Raw genomic sequence first — 16,957 nt, 5'->3', positions numbered from 1 at the left:
ACCAAGAACGTGGATGCCCGGGACGAGCCCGGGCATGACGAGTTTGTGGAACGAGCGGAACCCGCAATCGAAGACTAACTAAAAAGGACGACCCGCGTGGGACAAGACATCAAGCTGACGGCCTCCGACAATTTCCAGCTCAGTGCCTATCGCGCCGACCCCGCGGGCACGGTGAAGGGCGCGGTGGTGGTGATCCAGGAGATTTTTGGCGTCAACCATCACATCCGCTCGGTCTGCGATCGCCTCGCCGGGGAAGGCTATGTCGCGATCGCGCCGTCGATCTTCGACCGAACCTCACCGGGCTTCCAGTCCGGCTACACGCCTGACGAGATCGCGGAAGCGCGCAAGTTCGTCGCCAGTCCGGATTGGGACGCGATGCTGCGCGACACGCAGGCGGCGATCGATGCGGTGAAGAGCGTCGGCCCGGTCGGCATCATCGGCTTTTGCCTGGGCGGCAGCATCGCCTTCGTCGCGGCGACGCGGCTGTCGGGCCTGAAGGCCGCGATCGGCTATTACGGCGGCGCCGTCGTGCGCTTTGCCGACGAGACACCCAAAGCGCCGACACAGCTGCATTTTGGCGAGAAGGATGCCGGCATTCCCCTGACCGACGTCGAGACCGTCAAGACGAAGCGGCCGGACGTCGAGGTCTTCGTCTATCCGGGCGCGCAGCACGGCTTCCATTGCGACGAGCGAGCGAGCTACGACAAGGCCAGCGCCGACATCGCCTGGCCGCGCAGCATGGAATTTTTCGCCAGGCATTTGAAATAGTGCAGCTGATCTCTCCACCGTCGTTCCGGGCTCGCGCTCCGAAATGACGAGGGCGGAGAGCAGGAATCGGGTGGCTGCATCCTGCCGCGCGGCGATAGAGCTGGCTGATCAAGCCAATTCGCGCCGGGAGATCGTGATGCAGCAGGCCAATACGAACATCGTCATCCGCAATCCGTTCGGCACCATGGACGTGCCCGCGCCGGATGATCGCGACGTCATGGATTATGCCGCAACCGCCGCGCTTGCCGGCGATGCCGCCGACCTCAACGCGGCGGCGTGGGCAAAAATCGCGGCACAGTCAGATCCGCTCGACGGCATCTGGGCCAGCCGCTGGAATGGCGGCGCAGATCCGACCATTGCCGGCGATACGCCGCAAGCCTGGAAAGACGGGCGCGCGGAGGTGCGGGTCGCAGGCGGACGCATCTATCTGCGCTTTGATTGGGATCACGGCCGACGGCACGGGCTGATCGATGCTGCGCGCGAGGGCGCGCGCCTGGTCGGGAAATACATCAACCTAACCAATCCCGCGATCACGCGGCCATGGATCGGGCGCGTGGTCGATGCCACCAGGATCGACGGATGTTTTCCGAACGGCCGGCTGGATTTCAGGCGGTGAGTTAGAACCAACGCTCGCCGACGAACACGGTGTCGCCGGGGCTCAAGGGCGTGCCGAGCGGCACCACGGCGCGCATGGCGCCGCCGGCTTCGGTGTGTGTGACGGTGACCACGTCGCGCTTGGCGCGGGGCGAGAAGCCGCCGGCAATCGCGACGGCGCTTTCGACCGTCATGTTCGGCACATACGGATACTGGCCGGGCGCGGAGACTTCGCCGAGAATGAAGAACGGGCGATAGGCTTCGATCTCGACGGCGACCGAGGGCTCGCGGATGTAGCCGTTGCGCAGCCGCGCGGCGATCTCGCCGGCAAGGCCCGCCGGAGTGCGGCCGCGTGCCGGCACGCCGCCGATCAGCGGCATGGTGATGGAGCCGCCGGCGTCGATCGCGTAGCTGTTGGTGAGACCTTCCTGGCCATAGACCACGACGCGCAGCCTGTCGCCGGCGTCGAGATGGTAGGAGGAATCGTAGCGGACCGGCGCCGCCATCGGTGCGGCATAACCGACCGGCATGGGCGCAGGCGAAGAGGCAAAGGAATTGCTGAGTGCTGCGATGGCACCGCCGCCGCTGCCGACGACGACCGGCTGCGGCGCGTTGTAGGGCTGGCCATAGGCCATCGAATCGAGATCGGCGCGCGGCTGCACATAGGCGACGGGACCGGCGGTTTGCATGCAGCCGCCAAGGGTCAGCGCGGCGGACGCTGCCAGGGATGCTGCCGAGATCGACCATCGAAACGCGCGTGCAACCGGCACCGGACTTATCCCTCGAAACGAGACAGCTTCAGTGATGCACCGGTTATGGTTAATAAAGCGTTGAGGGGGGATGGGTGGAACGGTGCGGCGCGCTAGGAGCGCGGTGCGCCCCCCTCTCCCGCCTGCGGGAGAGGGCTGGGGAGAGGGTGTCTCCACGGCGGGACAGTCGCCCAGAGGAGAGAACCCTCACCCGCATTGCATCTGCGATGCAATGCGAGCTCTCCCGCAAGCGGGAGAGGTGCAGCGCCCGGAGCTAGCTTACGCGCTCACACCGACGCCGATCGGGCAGGACACGCCGGTGCCGCCCAGGCCGCAATAGCCGGCGGGATTCTTGGCCAGATATTGCTGATGATAGTCCTCGGCAAAGTAGAATTCGCCGGCGGGTGCGATCTCGGTGGTGATGGTGCCGAGACCTTTTGCGGCAAGCGCCTTCTGATAGAGCGCCTTCGATTGATCGGCCGCTGTCTTCTGCGCGTCTGAAGTGGTGTAGATCGCGCTTCGATATTGCGTGCCGACGTCGTTGCCCTGACGCATGCCCTGCGTCGGGTTGTGGCTCTCCCAGAACGTCTTCAACAGCTTCTCGTACGACACCTTGTTCGGATCGAACACGACCAGCACCACTTCGGTGTGACCGGTGCGGCCCGAGCAGGTCTCTTCATAAGTCGGGTTCGGCGTGTGGCCGCCGGCATAGCCGACAGCAGTTGTGTAAACGCCCTCGCCTAGCTCCCAGAACTTGCGCTCGGCGCCCCAGAAGCAGCCGAGCCCGAACACCGCCTGCTCGAGGCCGGCGGGATAAGGCGGCTGCAACTTCGTGCCGTTGACGAAATGGGTGGTCGCGGTCGGAATGGCTTGCGCACGGCCGGGCAGCGCTTCCGTGGCGCTCGGCAATGCGGTGGTCTTGCGCATGAACAGCATGGACGGATCTCCGGGAACGAGCTGTGCCTCGCCTGAGCCAAGGCGATGAGCCAAGCGCTCAGGCGGCGTGCTCGCGATCAGTTGGGAATATAGGTCTTTACGCGCAAAGGGGCAGCCCTGTTACGCCGTCCGCGCGCCGGTTCGAGTCGCGCGGATTGAAAGCTCAATCCCGGGAATTGAAAGCTCAATCCCGGGAATAGCCGATCAGCGGCTTGCGCGGGCGGAACAGGATCATCAGGAGGATGCCGAGAATACCGAGGACGGCGAAAACCGGCTGATCCAGCACCAGGCGGATCACCGAGGTCCAGAGCCAGGGCGCCTTGGCCTCGACCCAGGTCCGGAATGCCGTCTGGCTGGCCTGATTGATGTCGTTCCAGAACTGGCCGAAGCGGGTGAACCGCAGGGTCTGGTCGGCCACCCAGCGGGCGCCGTCATAGACCATGAAGATGAACCCGCCGGCGAGCAGCAACAGCCCAATCAGTCGGAAAAAGCCGCGGATCATGCCTCACCCTCTATAGTCGTCCGATCGGACGACCCTCGGAACGCCGCCAGCCAATACAAGGGAGACGGCAGAAATTCAACCTCTTCAGGGCGTTACAGCATTCATCCGCGCCCCAAGAGGCTGCTTGTCCAGCCCGGGAAAGCGTTGACGGTGCCAAAGACCCTCTCTATAAGGGCGCCAACTGGCGGCGGGCGCAATCCTGCCGCCGCTGTTCTTTGAGCAGATGCAGGCTCCTTGGGCTGAGAGGCTCCCTGGGCCTCAGAGACGGCCCGCAAGGCTGTCGCTCGTGTTCCGGGAACAGCCTAGCAACCGAACACCCTAATTCCGAGCGTCGATTACGCGGTCAAGCAAGCCGGCGCTACCCGACCAAGACGCGACCGGTACCCGCAAAGGACATTGAGACCATGGCCAATACCACTTCCGCCAAGAAAGCGACGCGCAAGATCGCCCGCCGCACCGCCGTCAACAAGTCGCGCCGCACCCAGATGCGCGGTGCCGTGCGTAACGTCGAAGAAGCGATCAAGACCGGCGACCGCGCCGCAGCCGTGACGGCGCTGGCGAACGCCGAGCCCGCCTTGATGCGCGCCGCGCAGCGAAACATCATTCATAAGAACAATGCCAGCCGCAAAGTCTCGCGGCTCACCGCGCAGATCGCCAAGCTCGCCAAGTAAGCCTCGCTAACTAACCTCGCGAGTGATCTAGCAGCATTCGTTCGATCGGACGATCCGGTCGCACATCGCATACGTCAAACAGCCCGGCATCGCGCCGGGCTTTTTTGTTGCCTGTCATATTGACGCAAGCAGTCACGCGTCGAGCGACCTTCGATCGGAGGATTGCGACGTTTGCAGCATGATGCGTCCCGTAGTTTTACCTGCGAATGGTTTTGCAACAGCGGAAACTTCCACCGCGGTGCAAAAAGTCCTTGCGAGGCGGGCTCAAGTTGAATTCGCGGCACCTGCGAGTTCTGCACACCGTAGTTTCCCCGGATCGCGTTACGCGATGGAGTTACCCTGTCAAACAAGACTCAAAAAACGATGTCTCGCTAATCACTTATCGACATAGTGAGGCCAAGCATTTGGAAAAATCGCCAGCGCGTCGTGCGCGTGACGCTTTTGTAAAAAATTTTTGGCGGTGGCGGAGAATTGTCACATGAAACGTGGTGTCTTCGATTCTGTGCACGAATCCAAAAACTTGCTCTGAAGCCTGTGCACAAGTCCGCGTGGCGTTAACGCAGATCAAGATTTTTGATGCCTCAAGTGTGAATCAATTCCGTTGCGAGTCTTCCCGCATAGTGTATTCCTTAAGAGGTCAGCGGCGCCCACGATCTTGAGACCAGCGCGGTATCGGAAACGGGGCGAGCGTGCAAATCGGCGGCGATGGGCACGTAGGCGGCGCTTCAACAAGCGATTGTCGGATCAAAACCCACAGCAATGTGGGAACGGTAGCTCTTTGTCTGAATGTCTCCAAGCGGGATCTTTCTCTCGCGCTTAAGAGACATCTTGAAAGCTGCCCCGACAGGCATGATGGCGAGGCCGAGCGGACGAGTACACGGGCAGGCATCCGATGACGACGCGGGTGTCGTTTGGACACGCAGGACCTTGTCGTGAGCAATCACGGCAGGACGGGGAGGTATCATGTCTTACGAACTCAACGCGGTATTGAAACACATTTCGACTTCCAGCATTTCGACTTCCAGCGATGCCGTTTTAGATTCGTCGGACACCAAGCCTCCCGCGTGTCACGGAGCGCCGAGTACGCGCTGACCTCGCGACCCCTCCATCTCTAGACATTGCTGATCGGACGCGGCGTTTCCGCCGAGCGGTCGAGCCATGCCTGCAGGTGAAATCGCTTGAGGTCCCGCCGTTGCAAATAATCCTGGGCAGGTATTGCTGGCAGGAACTCTGCATGGCGCTCACCACGCAACCTTATCTCTCAAGAAAAGTTCTCAAATGATGACAACCCCGGAACAGGATCGCTGGTCACGCGTGAAGAGTCGGCTGCGCTCGAACGTTGGCGAAGACGTCTATACGAGCTGGTTTGCGCGCATGGATCTGGAAGGCGTCCAGGACGAGAGCGTGCGTCTGTCGGTGCCGACCCGCTTCCTGAAGAGCTGGATCCAGGCCCATTATGCCGAGCGCGTGCTGTCGTGCTGGCAGGCCGAGATGCCGGAAGTGCATCGGATCGATCTCACCGTGCGTACGGCCGTGCGCCCCGTTGTGCAGCAGAAGGAAGCGCCCGCGCCGGTCGAAACCCGCCGCTCGCCCGCTCCGGAGCTGCGCTCGACCGCGACCGCGCCGGTCTCGGCCAATCATGATGCGCTCGGCGGCTCGCCGCTCGATCCGCGCCTGACCTTCGCAAGCTTCGTCGTCGGCCGTTCCAACACGTTGGCGCATGCGGCTGCGCGTCAGGTCGCCGAGGGGCGTCGCGGCGATCCCGTGATGTTCAATCCGCTCTACATTCATGCGGGTGTCGGCCTCGGCAAGACGCATCTCTTGCAGGCGGTGACCTGGGCCGGCAATTCCGGCAACGAGCGCAAGGTGCTTTATCTCACCGCCGAGAAATTCATGTACGGCTTCGTCGCCGCGCTGAAGACGCAGACGGCGCTCGCCTTCAAGGAAGCGTTGCGCGGCATCGACGTGCTCGTGATCGACGATCTCCAGTTCCTGCAGGGCAAGTCGACCCAGGCCGAGTTCTGTCACACGCTGAACGCGCTGATCGATGCCGGCCGCCAGGTCGTGATCGCGGCCGACCGTCCGCCGTCCGATCTCGAAAGCCTCGACGATCGCGTGCGCTCGCGGCTGGCCGGCGGCCTCGTGGTCGAGATGGCCTCGCTCGGCGAGGAGCTGCGGCACGGTATTCTCAAGTCGCGCGTCGCAGCCGCCCGCGCCCATCATGCGACCTTCGAGGTGCCGGAGGAGGTGCTGACCTATCTGGCCCGCGCCATCACCCATAACGGCCGCGATCTCGAAGGGGCGATCAACCGCCTGCTCGCACATTCGAAGCTCAACAACCGGCCGGTGACGCTGGAGATGGCGGAGCACGAGGTGCGCGACCTGATCCGGCCGCAGGAACCGAAGCGGATCAAGATCGAGGACATCCAGCGCGTGGTGGCGCGGCAGTATAATGTCAGCCGCTCCGACCTCCTGTCCTCGCGCCGGACCGCCAACGTGGTCCGTCCGCGCCAGGTGGCGATGTATCTCGCCAAGACGCTGACCCTGCGATCGCTGCCGGAAATCGGCCGCCGCTTCGGCGGGCGCGACCACACCACGGTGCTGCACGCCGTTCGCAAGATCGAGGCCCTGGTTTCCAAGGACACGGCGCTGTCGGACGAGGTCGAATCGCTCAAGCGCCAGCTTCAGGAATAAACGCCTATTTCCTTCACCTCTCCCCGCTTGCGGGGAGAGGTCGGATCGCTCTTGCGATCCGGGTGAGGGGGTACAGGTCGATCGGCAGGCTCGCCCGCGGAAAGAGGCCCCTCACCCCAACCCTCTCCCCGTAAGAACGGGGCGAGGGAGCGCACCTGCTTCCGGGCGCCGGCCCCGTCTTTGCCGGTAAATCGTGGGGAACCGTCGCGCAATCCCTTGAAACGGATGACTTTACGCGCCACCTTGCGCGACCCTGACGGCTTTGGTCATATCGGCTGGATGACCCGGCCTTCCGGGTCTTCGGTGCCGTGGCGCGCGTCCCGCCGCCCGGCTTTTCCAGATTTGTGTTTCCTTGGGGATCGGGCGAGTAGTGCAATGAAGGTTACGGTCGAACGCGCGCAACTCCTGAAGTCGCTGGGCCACGTCCACCGCGTGGTCGAGCGCCGCAACACGATTCCGATCCTCGGCAACGTGCTTGTTAGGGCCGAGAACGCGAAATTGTCGCTGAAGGCGACCGACCTCGATCTCGAGGTCACGGAAACGCTCGCGGCGGAAACCGCGACCGCGGGCTCCACCACCGTGCCGGCGCACATGTTCTACGACATCGTCCGGAAGCTGCCGGACGGTTCGCAGATCGTGCTCGAGGCCGACGGCGACCGCGCCGTGCTGGCGATCCGCGCCGGCCGCTCCCGCTTCACGCTGCAGACCTTGCCGGAGAATGATTTTCCGGATCTCGCCGCCGGCGATATGTCGCATTCGTTCAACCTCGCCGCCAAGGACGTCAAGCGGCTGATCGACCGCACCCAGTTCGCGATCTCCACGGAGGAGACCCGCTATTATCTCAACGGCATCTATCTGCATGCCGCAGGCTCGGCCAAAGCCGCCACCCTGCGCGGCGTCGCCACCGACGGCCACCGCCTCGCCCAGCTCGACCTGGTCCAGCCCAAGGGCGCCGAGGGCATGCCCGGCGTGATCGTGCCGCGCAAGACCGTCGGCGAGGTGCAGCGCCTGATCGAGGACAACGAGGCCGAGGTCACGATCGAGCTGTCGCAGGCCAAGATCCGCTTCACCATTGGCAATGTGGTGCTGACCTCGAAGCTGATCGACGGCACCTTCCCCGACTACGGCCGCGTGATCCCGCAGGGCAACGACAAGGAGCTCGTCGTTGACAAGAAGGATTTCGAGAACGCAGTCGACCGCGTCTCGACGATCTCCAGCGAGCGCGGGCGCGCCGTGAAACTCTCGCTGTCGCCGGGCAAGCTGGTGTTGTCGGTGACCAATCCGGATTCCGGCAGCGCGACCGAAGAGCTCGAAGTCGAATACGCCTCCGACGCCCTCGATATCGGCTTCAATTCCCGCTATCTGCTCGACATCGCCGCCCAGATCGAAGGCGACGTCGCAACCCTCCGCCTCGCCGACCCGGGCTCACCCACCCTGGTGCAAGACCGCGACGACAAGAGCGCGCTCTACGTGCTGATGCCGATGCGGGTGTGAGGGACGTGCTCCTCCTCTCGCGGCACCTTTTATGCGGAGACAACCCCTCACCCGGCTTCGCTGCGCGAAGCCACCCTCTCCCACAAGGGGAGAGGGTGAAGCGGCAGCTTCGCCCGACGAAACAAGCGCAATGCACGTTGCTGCGCCCTCTCCCCTTGTGGGAGAGGGCATCTCCGCGGGCGGATACATACTCAGTCGGGTGAGGGGTTCGTGCCGCAGGAGCCATCCCATCGGCTGGTCCCCAAGCGTCTCCGCCAGTTCGCGAAGAACATGCGGCACGAACCGACGGATGCGGAAGCGGCAATGTGGCGCCTGCTCAGGCATCGGCAACTCTCCGCTTTCAAGTTTCGCCGACAAGTCCCGTTCAACACCTACATTCTCGATTTCGTCTGCTTGGAAAAGCGCCTCGTGATCGAAATCGACGGCGGTCAGCATGCGGAATCGCAACGCGACGCAGCTCGTGACGCAACACTCTCCGCTGAAGACTTTGTCATCGCGCGCTACTGGAACAATGACGTGTTGCAGCAGCCCGCTTCTGTATTGGAGGACATCCTTGCAAAGCTCGCCCTGCGGTAACATACCCCTCACCCGTCGCCTCACTTCGTGAGGCGCCACCCTCTCCCACAAGGGGAGAGGGGACGCACCGCCCGGCACGACGAGCACAATGACCCCCTCCCGCATTCATCGCCTGACGCTGACGCATTTTCGTAATTACCGGGCGGCGGGGCTCGAGGTGAAGGCTGACATGGTGGCGCTGGTCGGGCCGAACGGAGCGGGCAAGACCAATTGCATCGAGGCGATCTCGTTCCTGTCGCCGGGACGCGGCCTGCGGCGCGCGACGCTGGACGACGTCGCCGACAATCAAGGCGACGGCTCCTGGGCGGTGTCGGCACAGGTCGAGGGCGCGCTGGGCCTTGCCACGCTCGGCACCGGCATCGATCCGCCGCGCGCAGATAGCCCGGTCAGCCGGCGCTGCCGCATCGACCGCGAACCGGTCAATTCGGCGGCGTCGTTCGGCGACCACATCCGCATGGTGTGGCTGACGCCGGCGATGGACGGACTGTTCATGGGCGCGGCGTCCGAGCGGCGGCGCTTCTTCGACCGCCTGGTGCTTGCCATCGACAGCGACCATTCCAGCCGCATCTCCGCGCTCGAACGTTCGCTGCGTTCGCGCAACCGCCTGCTCGAGACGCGCAATTACGACGACCATTGGTGTGACGCGATCGAGCGCGAGACCGCGGAGCTTGCGGTCGCGGTCGCCGCAACCCGGGGCCAGACCGCGGCGCGTCTCACCGGCATGCTGAATGCACGCGCGCAAGCCTCCGCCTTCCCCTCGGCACAGATCGCGCTCGACGGCTGGATGGAGAACGCGCTGCTCAACGAGACCGCGACGTCGGTCGAGGACCGCTACCGCCAGATCCTGCGCGACAACCGTCCGCGTGACGCCATCGCCGGCCGCACCACGGACGGTCCGCATCTCACCGATCTGCAGGTGATCTACGCGCCGAAAAGCATGCCGGCGCGCGATGCCTCGACCGGCGAGCAGAAGGCGTTGCTGATCGGGCTGGTGCTGGCGCATGCGAGCCTGGTCGCCGAGATGACCGGCATCGTGCCGCTGCTGCTGCTCGACGAGGTCGTCGCGCATCTCGATCCCGGCAGGCGCGCGGCGCTGTTCGACGAGCTGCGCAAGCTCGGTGCGCAGGTGTGGCTGACCGGCGCAGATCCCGCCGCCTTCGCCGAGATCGGCGCCGGGGGCGAGATCTTTGACGTCGAAAGCGGACAGGTATCGGCCCGGCGCTAGTCGCAGCCGTTGAACCAGCCCCATTTCCGCCGCGACTAGTTGCCGGAGGCGGCGCCGACGGCGTCGCAGCCGGTTTGCAATCGCGCAATGACGTCGCGCGCGAGACCCTGGATGCGCGATACCCTGGAGAGTGAGATGCGGGCGGCAAGGTCCGGGGCGCGAGCCCCGGCACGATGGCGGGCGTTTGCGTGCGGCCTCGTCTTGCTCGCGACGTGCATGCTCGCTGCAAGCGCCGGCGCCTGGATGCCGCAGCCGCTGTTTTCGGCCGATCTCACGCCGGATCCCGATGCCAGGCTACCCGCACCGACCCGCTACAGCTTTCGAGGAATCCACACCACACTGATGCGGGGCGTCGAAGCGCCGCTTCGGGTCAAGCTCGAAGCCACCGTGCCCGCCGAGCTCGGCGACGTTCTTTCCTTCTACCGCAGGGAGCTCGGAAAGCTCGGCTGGCAGGAGCAGCACGATGGCGCTGTCCTCTCCGCTGATCACGTCCGGCTCGCGTTCGCATCTCCGCTCGGGCCGGCCATTCTGGAGCTCGGCCGCAAGGACAGCAGCACCTCGGTCCATCTCGTGCAGAAGAACTCGGATACTGCGACCCGGGCGAATGTCATGCCCGAACCGGGCCAGGCGAAGCTGGTGTTCAGCAATATCGGTGAGACGGAAGCCGTGCTCGGGATCGACGCGCGGATCATCAAGCGCGCCGCCGGCGCCAACGCCGTCTCGCTGGATCTGGCGCCCGGCCAATATTCCTACGAACTGGGCGTGCCCGGCCGTCCGGCCCACACTGACATCCTTAACCTCGCGGCCGGCGACGCCTGGGAGCTCACCGTCGGGCGCGACGGCGAGGCATGGTCGCCGCTCCAGCTGTATTGACCAAGTCCGGGAGTTTTGAACCTGCCCGGTTCCTGCCGCGACTTCTGGTCTGAGGCCCCGCCGACGGTGTCGCAGCCGTTGCAATCGCGCGCGCCAAAGCGCCGCGCGGCATCCTGGAGACGTAACGATGGCGATGATCCCGCGCGGGATGCAAATCCCGGCACGATGGCGGCTGCTTGCATGCGGTCTCTTCCTGATGGCGAGCTGCTCGATCGCGGCCGGCGCCGACGAGGGTATCGTGGACGTTCACGCGCTGCCCCAGCTCGAAGGTGCGGTGGAAGACATTTCGCGCCCCGATCCCTATCGCGTCGAATATCGCGTGCCGACGCGGCAGGCGGTGACACTGCCCGCGGTCCAAAAGCTCCTGAGCGACAACGGCTGGGTGCCCTATGTGATGCCGCTTGAGGAGAAAAGCAGCCTGCTGAAGTTCAGGAAGGGACGACACGGGCTTTCGGTTCATTTCACGCAGGCGCCCGGCCGGCCAGACCAGTCCGTGGTTTACTACACCACCGACCGGATCTACGGGAACGTGCCGTTTCCGGAAGGCGCAAGCGAGATCGTGTTTGACGGGACCCGGCCCTATCTCGGCTGCATCGCGCCGACGCCGCTCGATGCGACGTCGGATTTCTACAGCAGCCAGATGGCTGCGATCGGCTGGCAGAAGCTCACGCCGGAAACCGCTGCGCGCTGGACCACCAGCCTGGATGAGACTGCTCCCAACGGCCTGCGCGCGTTCTACGCGCATGCCGATAGCAAGGAGACCGGCTTCTATCAGCAGAAGCCCGTAATGCTGACGCTGACGCGCCGCGACGACGGCCGCACCAATGTCGATATCCGGGTCGCGCCCTTCGCGCTGCCCAGTGAGCTCAAGGCCGATAGCGATATGGCCGGCCTGCCGCGGCCGAGCCCGACCAAGACGGCCAGGGGCCTCGGCGGCGCGAGCGACAACAAGCGCGAAATGTCGGCCGCCGCGATGGCCGAGCTGCCCGCCGTGCTCGCCTTCTATCACCGCGAGCTCGCCGCGCGCGGCTGGCAGGAGGACGGCAGCGCGCCGCTCGCACCCGGCGACGAGGTCGCGATCAAGATCTCTTCGGCGGAGGAAACCGGCCTGCTGCGGCTTGGCCGCAAATACGATTTCACCATGATCAGCCTGGCCGCGCAGGTGAAGGACTCCGCGCTTGCCGCCCGTGCCAAGGCGAAGAAGGAGGCGGACGACAAGTTCCTCGGAGATGCGTTAGGTGCGGCCAAGCAGCTCATCACTGCCGACGAAGCCAGACGCAAGGTGCAGGCGGCCGCATTGTCCGACGCGCCGCTGAATGCGCTGGCCGACAGCAAGACGCCGGTGCCGCTGCCTGAAAACGCCGAAGGCGTGAAGTTCGAGGGCGACGACGGCCAGCTCGAATTCTCCTCGACATCGAGCGTGAAGGCGCTTGCCGCGTTTTATCGCGCATCGCTTAAGCCGGCGGGCTGGAAGGAGCAGCCTTCCGTCATCAACCAGCCCAACATGGCGGTGATGGAATTCTCCAAGAGCGGCAAGTCGATCTCGATGACCGTGATGCAGATGGGGCCGAAGGTAAACGTTAGCGCCAACGGCTCCGGTCTTGTCGTCGCCGCGGCGAAGCCCGTCGAGGCCAAATCGACGCAAGCCAAGACGGTCCAGACCAAATCGAAGGAGCCGCTCACGCCCGATCCCGATTCCGCCCTGCCAGTGCCGGCGCAGCACAGCTCGACCGGCATCAGCTCCACGAAATTCCCCGGCAGCGACCAGTCGTTCCGGACCGAGCTCGAAGCCAGCATCCCCGCCGAGCTTGGCGAGGTCCTCGCCTTCTATCGCGCGGAGCTGACCAAGCGGGGCTGGCAGGAGAAGGCCGACGGCGCGACCGTGACGGCCGAGCGGGCGGAGCTCGCGTTCACCTCGCCGCAGGGACCGGCCGTGCTGAAGCTCGGCCGCGCCAGGGACGAGACCACGGTCAGCCTGATGCAGCGGAATCCGCAGGCCGCGGCCAAGGCCGACATCATCCCGAAGGCGGGACAGGCGAGGCTGATGCTCGGCAATATGGGGCCGAAGGAAGCATCGCTGACGATCAACAATCAAACCGTGAAGATCGCGGCCGGCGCCGGCGGTCCGCAATCGCCGAAAGGCCCGATGCTCGATCTGCCGCCCGGCAAGCACCAGTACGCGCTGCGTCTGCCGGGACGCCCTGCTCGCACCGAGACCCTCACCGTGGCCGCCGGCGATGCGTGGGGCCTCCTGGTGGGGCCAAGCGGAGATGTGCTGCCGCTTCAGATGTATTGAGCTGCAAGGCCGTTCCGGGGCGTTCCAGGCGCCTCGGAACGCCCCTCCTCCGCGAAAAATCCACGCCTTCCAGAGCCCGAAACCGCGTCTCGAATCGCGCTTTTTCCAAGCCGCCGAATCGGCCTTCGAAGGCCTTGAAAATCGGCCGAAAAATCCTAACTAATCAAGGACTTGCCGGGAGATACTTTGCGCTAGGCGCAATCCGTCTTTCGTGGCACAAATAGCCCGCATATCAGCGCCTTTTGCGCCGCTGATTCGGGCGACATCTCGAAGGCCTCTCATGACAGAACCTGCTCGGCAGACGCCTGCCGAAAACGAACCCTCAAATCCGAGCGATTACGGGGCGGAATCGATCCGCGTGCTCAAGGGTCTCGATGCCGTCCGCAAGCGCCCGGGCATGTATATCGGCGACACCGATGACGGCTCGGGCCTGCATCACATGGTCTACGAAGTCGTGGACAATGCGATCGACGAGGCGCTCGCGGGCCACGCCACGCGCGTCGACGTCGTGCTCAATGCCGACAATTCCGTCACCGTGCGCGACGACGGCCGCGGCATTCCCGTCGACATCCACAAGGGCGAAGGCATCTCGGCAGCCGAGGTCATCATGACCCAGCTCCACGCCGGCGGTAAGTTCGACCAGAATTCCTACAAGGTTTCCGGCGGCCTGCACGGCGTCGGCGTCTCCGTCGTCAACGCGCTGTCGAGCAAGCTCGGCTTGCGCATCTGGCGCGACAACAAGGAACACTACATCGAATTCGCCCATGGCGATGCGGTCGCGCCGCTCAAGGTGGTCGGCGACGCGCCCGGCAGGCGCGGCACCGAGGTGACGTTCCAGGCCTCGACGGAAACCTTCAAGAACATCGAGTATGACTTCGCCACGCTGGAGCACCGGCTGCGCGAGCTCGCCTTCCTCAACTCCGGCGTCAACATCGCCCTCTCCGACATGCGTCACGCGGTCGAGAAGCGCGAGGAGATGCACTATTCCGGTGGCGTCGAGGAATTCGTCAAATATCTCGACCGCAACAAGAAGGCGATCGTGCCGGCGCCGATCATGGTGCGCGCGGAATCCAACGGCATCGGTGTCGAGGCCGCATTGTGGTGGAACGACAGCTACCACGAGAACGTGCTGTGCTTCACCAACAACATCCCGCAGCGCGACGGCGGCACCCATCTCGCCGGTTTCCGCGGCGCGCTGACGCGCCAGGTCAACGGCTATGCCGAGGCCAATGCGAAAAAGGAAAAGATCGCGCTCACCGGCGATGATTGCCGCGAGGGCTTGACCGCCGTCCTCTCGGTGAAGGTGCCGGACCCAAAATTCTCGTCGCAGACCAAGGACAAGCTGGTGTCCTCGGAAGTGCGGCCCGTGGTCGAGAACGTGCTCAACGAGGCGCTGCAGGCCTGGTTCGAGGAGCACCCTTCCGAAGCCAAGATGATCGTCGGCAAGGTGATCCAGGCGGCGGCAGCCCGCGAAGCCGCGCGAAAAGCGCGCGAGCTGACGCGCAAGAGCCCGCTCTCGGTCTCCTCGCTGCCCGGCAAGCTCGCCGACTGCCAGGAGAAGGATCCGGCCAAGTCCGAGCTCTTCATCGTCGAGGGTGACTCGGCAGGCGGCAGCGCCAAGCAGGGCCGCAACCGCGAATTCCAGGCCGTGCTGCCGCTGCGCGGCAAGATCCTCAATGTCGAACGCGTGCGTCCCGACAAGATGCTGGGCAGCGAGCAGATCGGCACGCTGATCACCGCGCTCGGAACGAGCATCGGCGACGAATTCTCGATCGAGAAGCTGCGCTATCACAAGATCATCGTGATGACGGACGCCGATGTCGACGGCGCCCACATCCGCACGCTGCTGCTCACGTTCTTCTACCGGCAGATGCGCGAGATCATCGACGGCGGCTATCTCTACATCGCCCAGCCGCCGCTCTATAAGGTCAACCGCGGCAAGTCCGAGCAATATCTGAAGGACGAGCGGGCGCTGGAAGATTATCTGATCGATACCGGGCTGGACGATTGCGTCTATATCCCCGGCACCGGCGGCGATCGTACCGGCCGCGACCTGCGCTCGCTGGTCGACGACGCCCGCGCCGTCCGCGGCATCCTGCGCAGCCTGCACACCCGCTACAATCGCAAGGTGATCGAGCAGGCTGCCATCACCGGCGTGCTCAACAAGGCGATCTACGGCGATCCGGAGAAAGCCGCCGCGGCCGCGCAATACATCGCCGCCCGGCTCGACACGCTCGCCGACGAGGTCGAGCGCGGCTGGATCGGTCAATACGTCGAAGGCCATGGTTTCCAGTTCGAGCGCACCGTGCGCGGCGTCAAGGACGTCGCCCTCATCGATGACGCGTTCCTGGGCTCGGTCGAAGCCCGCAAGCTCGACGAGTACACACTCAAGCTCCAGGACGTTTATGCCCGCCCGGGCAAGCTGCGGCGCAAGGACACCGAGCACATGGTCTACGGCCCGGTCGATCTGTTCGAAGCCGTCACCGACGCCGGCCGCAAGGGCGTCTCGCTGCAGCGCTACAAAGGGCTGGGCGAGATGAATCCAGAGCAGCTCTGGCAGACGACGCTGGACGTCAATGCGCGATCGCTGCTCCAGGTGAAGGTCAAGGAGGTCGACGAGGCCGACGACATTTTCACCAAGCTGATGGGCGACGTGGTCGAGCCGCGCCGCGACTTCATCCAGGAACATTCGCTGAGCGCGACGATCGATATCTGAGATCGGATGCTTGGACGGTCGTCATGCCCGGGCTTGTCCCGCCTGCGCGGCCGAAGCCGCTTCGGCGAGGCGAAGGCCCGGGCATCTACGTTCTTCGTGCGACGAGGCAAGGCGTGGATGGCCGGGACAGGCCCGGCCATGACCTTGTGGAAACACAAGCGCTGAACCTCACCACCCGCCATCGCGACGAAGTGGCATAAACCCGCAAGGCCTGTTCCGGCCGGGAAGCGCCACGCCATGACCAGCTCCGCAGCAAGCAGTTCCGCCGTCCCATCCCGCCGTCTCGGCATTATCGGCAGCATTGTCGGCGTGCTGGCGCTGATGGCGGCGGTCTTGCCGCACTGGGTCGTGCCGATCGTGTTTCCGCCGCCACCGGCTGACCAGGTCATCGTCGACACCGGGCATCGAATCAAGGACCGCGTGATCGCGCGCGTGAAGGGCGTCGAATATCAGGCGCCAAAGGTCGAGAAATCGGCCGGACGCAGTTGGAGCGAAACCGCTTCAGCCACCGCGATCTCGCTCGGCCTGCTGGCGATCCTGCTGTCGGTCCTCTCGCTGATCTTCCGAGAGGAACGGCTCCTCGCAGGCGTCGCCGCCATCCTCGGCACCGGCGCCATTGCGATCGAGATCTCCTTCGTCATGATCGGAGCCCTGATCCTGATCGCCATCCTCTATGTGGTGGGGAATATCATCGGGTTGTTCTGAGCACCCGCCACACACGCCGACCTCATCCTGAGGAGCCTGCACAAGCGGGCGTCTCGAAGGATGGCCGCAGGGGACTACGGGCCTTATGGTTCGAGACGCGCGTTCCGCGCTCCTCACCATGAGGGTCTGGCAGCCACATCGGCGCGGGCGGCCGCGGC

14 protein-coding genes are annotated in these 16,957 nt (G+C 64.6%); 11 read left to right on the top strand and 3 right to left on the bottom strand.

The window, feature by feature from the left end; all coding sequences use genetic code 11:
* The first annotated feature begins 96 nt into the window (after positions 1–96).
* Together AC0L20_RS09830 and AC0L20_RS09825 are read left to right on the top strand one after the other, a co-directional pair.
* Entirely contained in the window at positions 97–768 is a 672-nt protein-coding gene (locus tag AC0L20_RS09830) for a dienelactone hydrolase family protein (RefSeq protein WP_473288347.1), read from the top strand.
* Between the two features lie 136 nt (positions 769–904).
* Positions 905–1,384 carry a hypothetical protein gene (locus AC0L20_RS09825; RefSeq protein WP_473288346.1) on the top strand — a complete coding sequence of 160 codons (480 nt, stop codon included), beginning with the start codon at positions 905–907 and terminating at the stop codon, positions 1,382–1,384.
* Position 1,385: 1 nt separating this feature from the next.
* Here the strand turns inward: AC0L20_RS09825 and AC0L20_RS09820 are convergent, their stop codons facing one another.
* From AC0L20_RS09820 to AC0L20_RS09810, 3 genes are all read right to left on the bottom strand, one after another.
* Positions 1,386–2,132: a polysaccharide biosynthesis/export family protein gene (locus tag AC0L20_RS09820; protein WP_446480418.1), complete on the bottom strand. Its 747-nt coding sequence runs from the start codon at positions 2,130–2,132 to the stop codon at positions 1,386–1,388.
* 258 nt (positions 2,133–2,390) lie between these two features.
* Complete coding sequence (msrA, locus tag AC0L20_RS09815; RefSeq protein WP_473288345.1) at positions 2,391–3,047, bottom strand: peptide-methionine (S)-S-oxide reductase MsrA; 657 nt, start codon at positions 3,045–3,047, stop codon at positions 2,391–2,393.
* Between the two features lie 184 nt (positions 3,048–3,231).
* Positions 3,232–3,549, bottom strand: coding sequence for a hypothetical protein (locus AC0L20_RS09810; RefSeq protein WP_007616084.1), 318 nt, complete (start codon positions 3,547–3,549; stop codon positions 3,232–3,234).
* Between the two features lie 404 nt (positions 3,550–3,953).
* Between AC0L20_RS09810 and rpsT the strand changes: the two genes are divergently transcribed.
* The 9 genes from rpsT (at position 3,954) to AC0L20_RS09765 (ending at position 16,799) form a co-directional block, all read left to right on the top strand.
* On the top strand, positions 3,954–4,220 hold the full coding sequence (rpsT, locus tag AC0L20_RS09805) for a 30S ribosomal protein S20 (RefSeq protein WP_007598259.1): 267 nt from the start codon (positions 3,954–3,956) through the stop codon (positions 4,218–4,220).
* Between the two features lie 1,281 nt (positions 4,221–5,501).
* Entirely contained in the window at positions 5,502–6,914 is a 1,413-nt protein-coding gene (gene dnaA / locus AC0L20_RS09800) for a chromosomal replication initiator protein DnaA (RefSeq protein ID WP_027514654.1), read from the top strand.
* Between the two features lie 375 nt (positions 6,915–7,289).
* The gene (dnaN, locus tag AC0L20_RS09795) at positions 7,290–8,408 is read left to right on the top strand and encodes a DNA polymerase III subunit beta (RefSeq protein WP_106943766.1); all 1,119 of its coding nucleotides are present in this window, start codon (positions 7,290–7,292) and stop codon (positions 8,406–8,408) included.
* Positions 8,409–8,618: 210 nt separating this feature from the next.
* Positions 8,619–8,984, top strand: a complete 366-nt coding sequence (locus AC0L20_RS09790) for an endonuclease domain-containing protein (RefSeq protein WP_473288344.1) — start codon at positions 8,619–8,621, stop codon at positions 8,982–8,984.
* Between the two features lie 88 nt (positions 8,985–9,072).
* Positions 9,073–10,209: a DNA replication/repair protein RecF gene (gene recF, locus AC0L20_RS09785; protein WP_473288343.1), complete on the top strand. Its 1,137-nt coding sequence runs from the start codon at positions 9,073–9,075 to the stop codon at positions 10,207–10,209.
* Positions 10,210–10,344: 135 nt separating this feature from the next.
* Positions 10,345–11,082 carry a hypothetical protein gene (locus AC0L20_RS09780; protein WP_473288518.1) on the top strand — a complete coding sequence of 246 codons (738 nt, stop codon included), beginning with the start codon at positions 10,345–10,347 and terminating at the stop codon, positions 11,080–11,082.
* A 127-nt stretch (positions 11,083–11,209) separates the two neighbouring features.
* A complete protein-coding gene (locus AC0L20_RS09775; protein WP_473288342.1) occupies positions 11,210–13,378 on the top strand; it encodes a hypothetical protein in 2,169 nt (722 codons plus the stop codon).
* A 280-nt stretch (positions 13,379–13,658) separates the two neighbouring features.
* On the top strand, positions 13,659–16,094 hold the full coding sequence (gene gyrB, locus AC0L20_RS09770; RefSeq protein ID WP_473288341.1) for a DNA topoisomerase (ATP-hydrolyzing) subunit B: 2,436 nt from the start codon (positions 13,659–13,661) through the stop codon (positions 16,092–16,094).
* 237 nt (positions 16,095–16,331) lie between these two features.
* Complete coding sequence (locus tag AC0L20_RS09765; protein WP_456767052.1) at positions 16,332–16,799, top strand: hypothetical protein; 468 nt, start codon at positions 16,332–16,334, stop codon at positions 16,797–16,799.
* Positions 16,800–16,957: the final 158 nt, after the last annotated feature.

This window comes from Bradyrhizobium sp. Kon58 (genome assembly GCF_055807455.1).
This window is presented reverse-complemented; position numbering and strand designations above follow the sequence as displayed.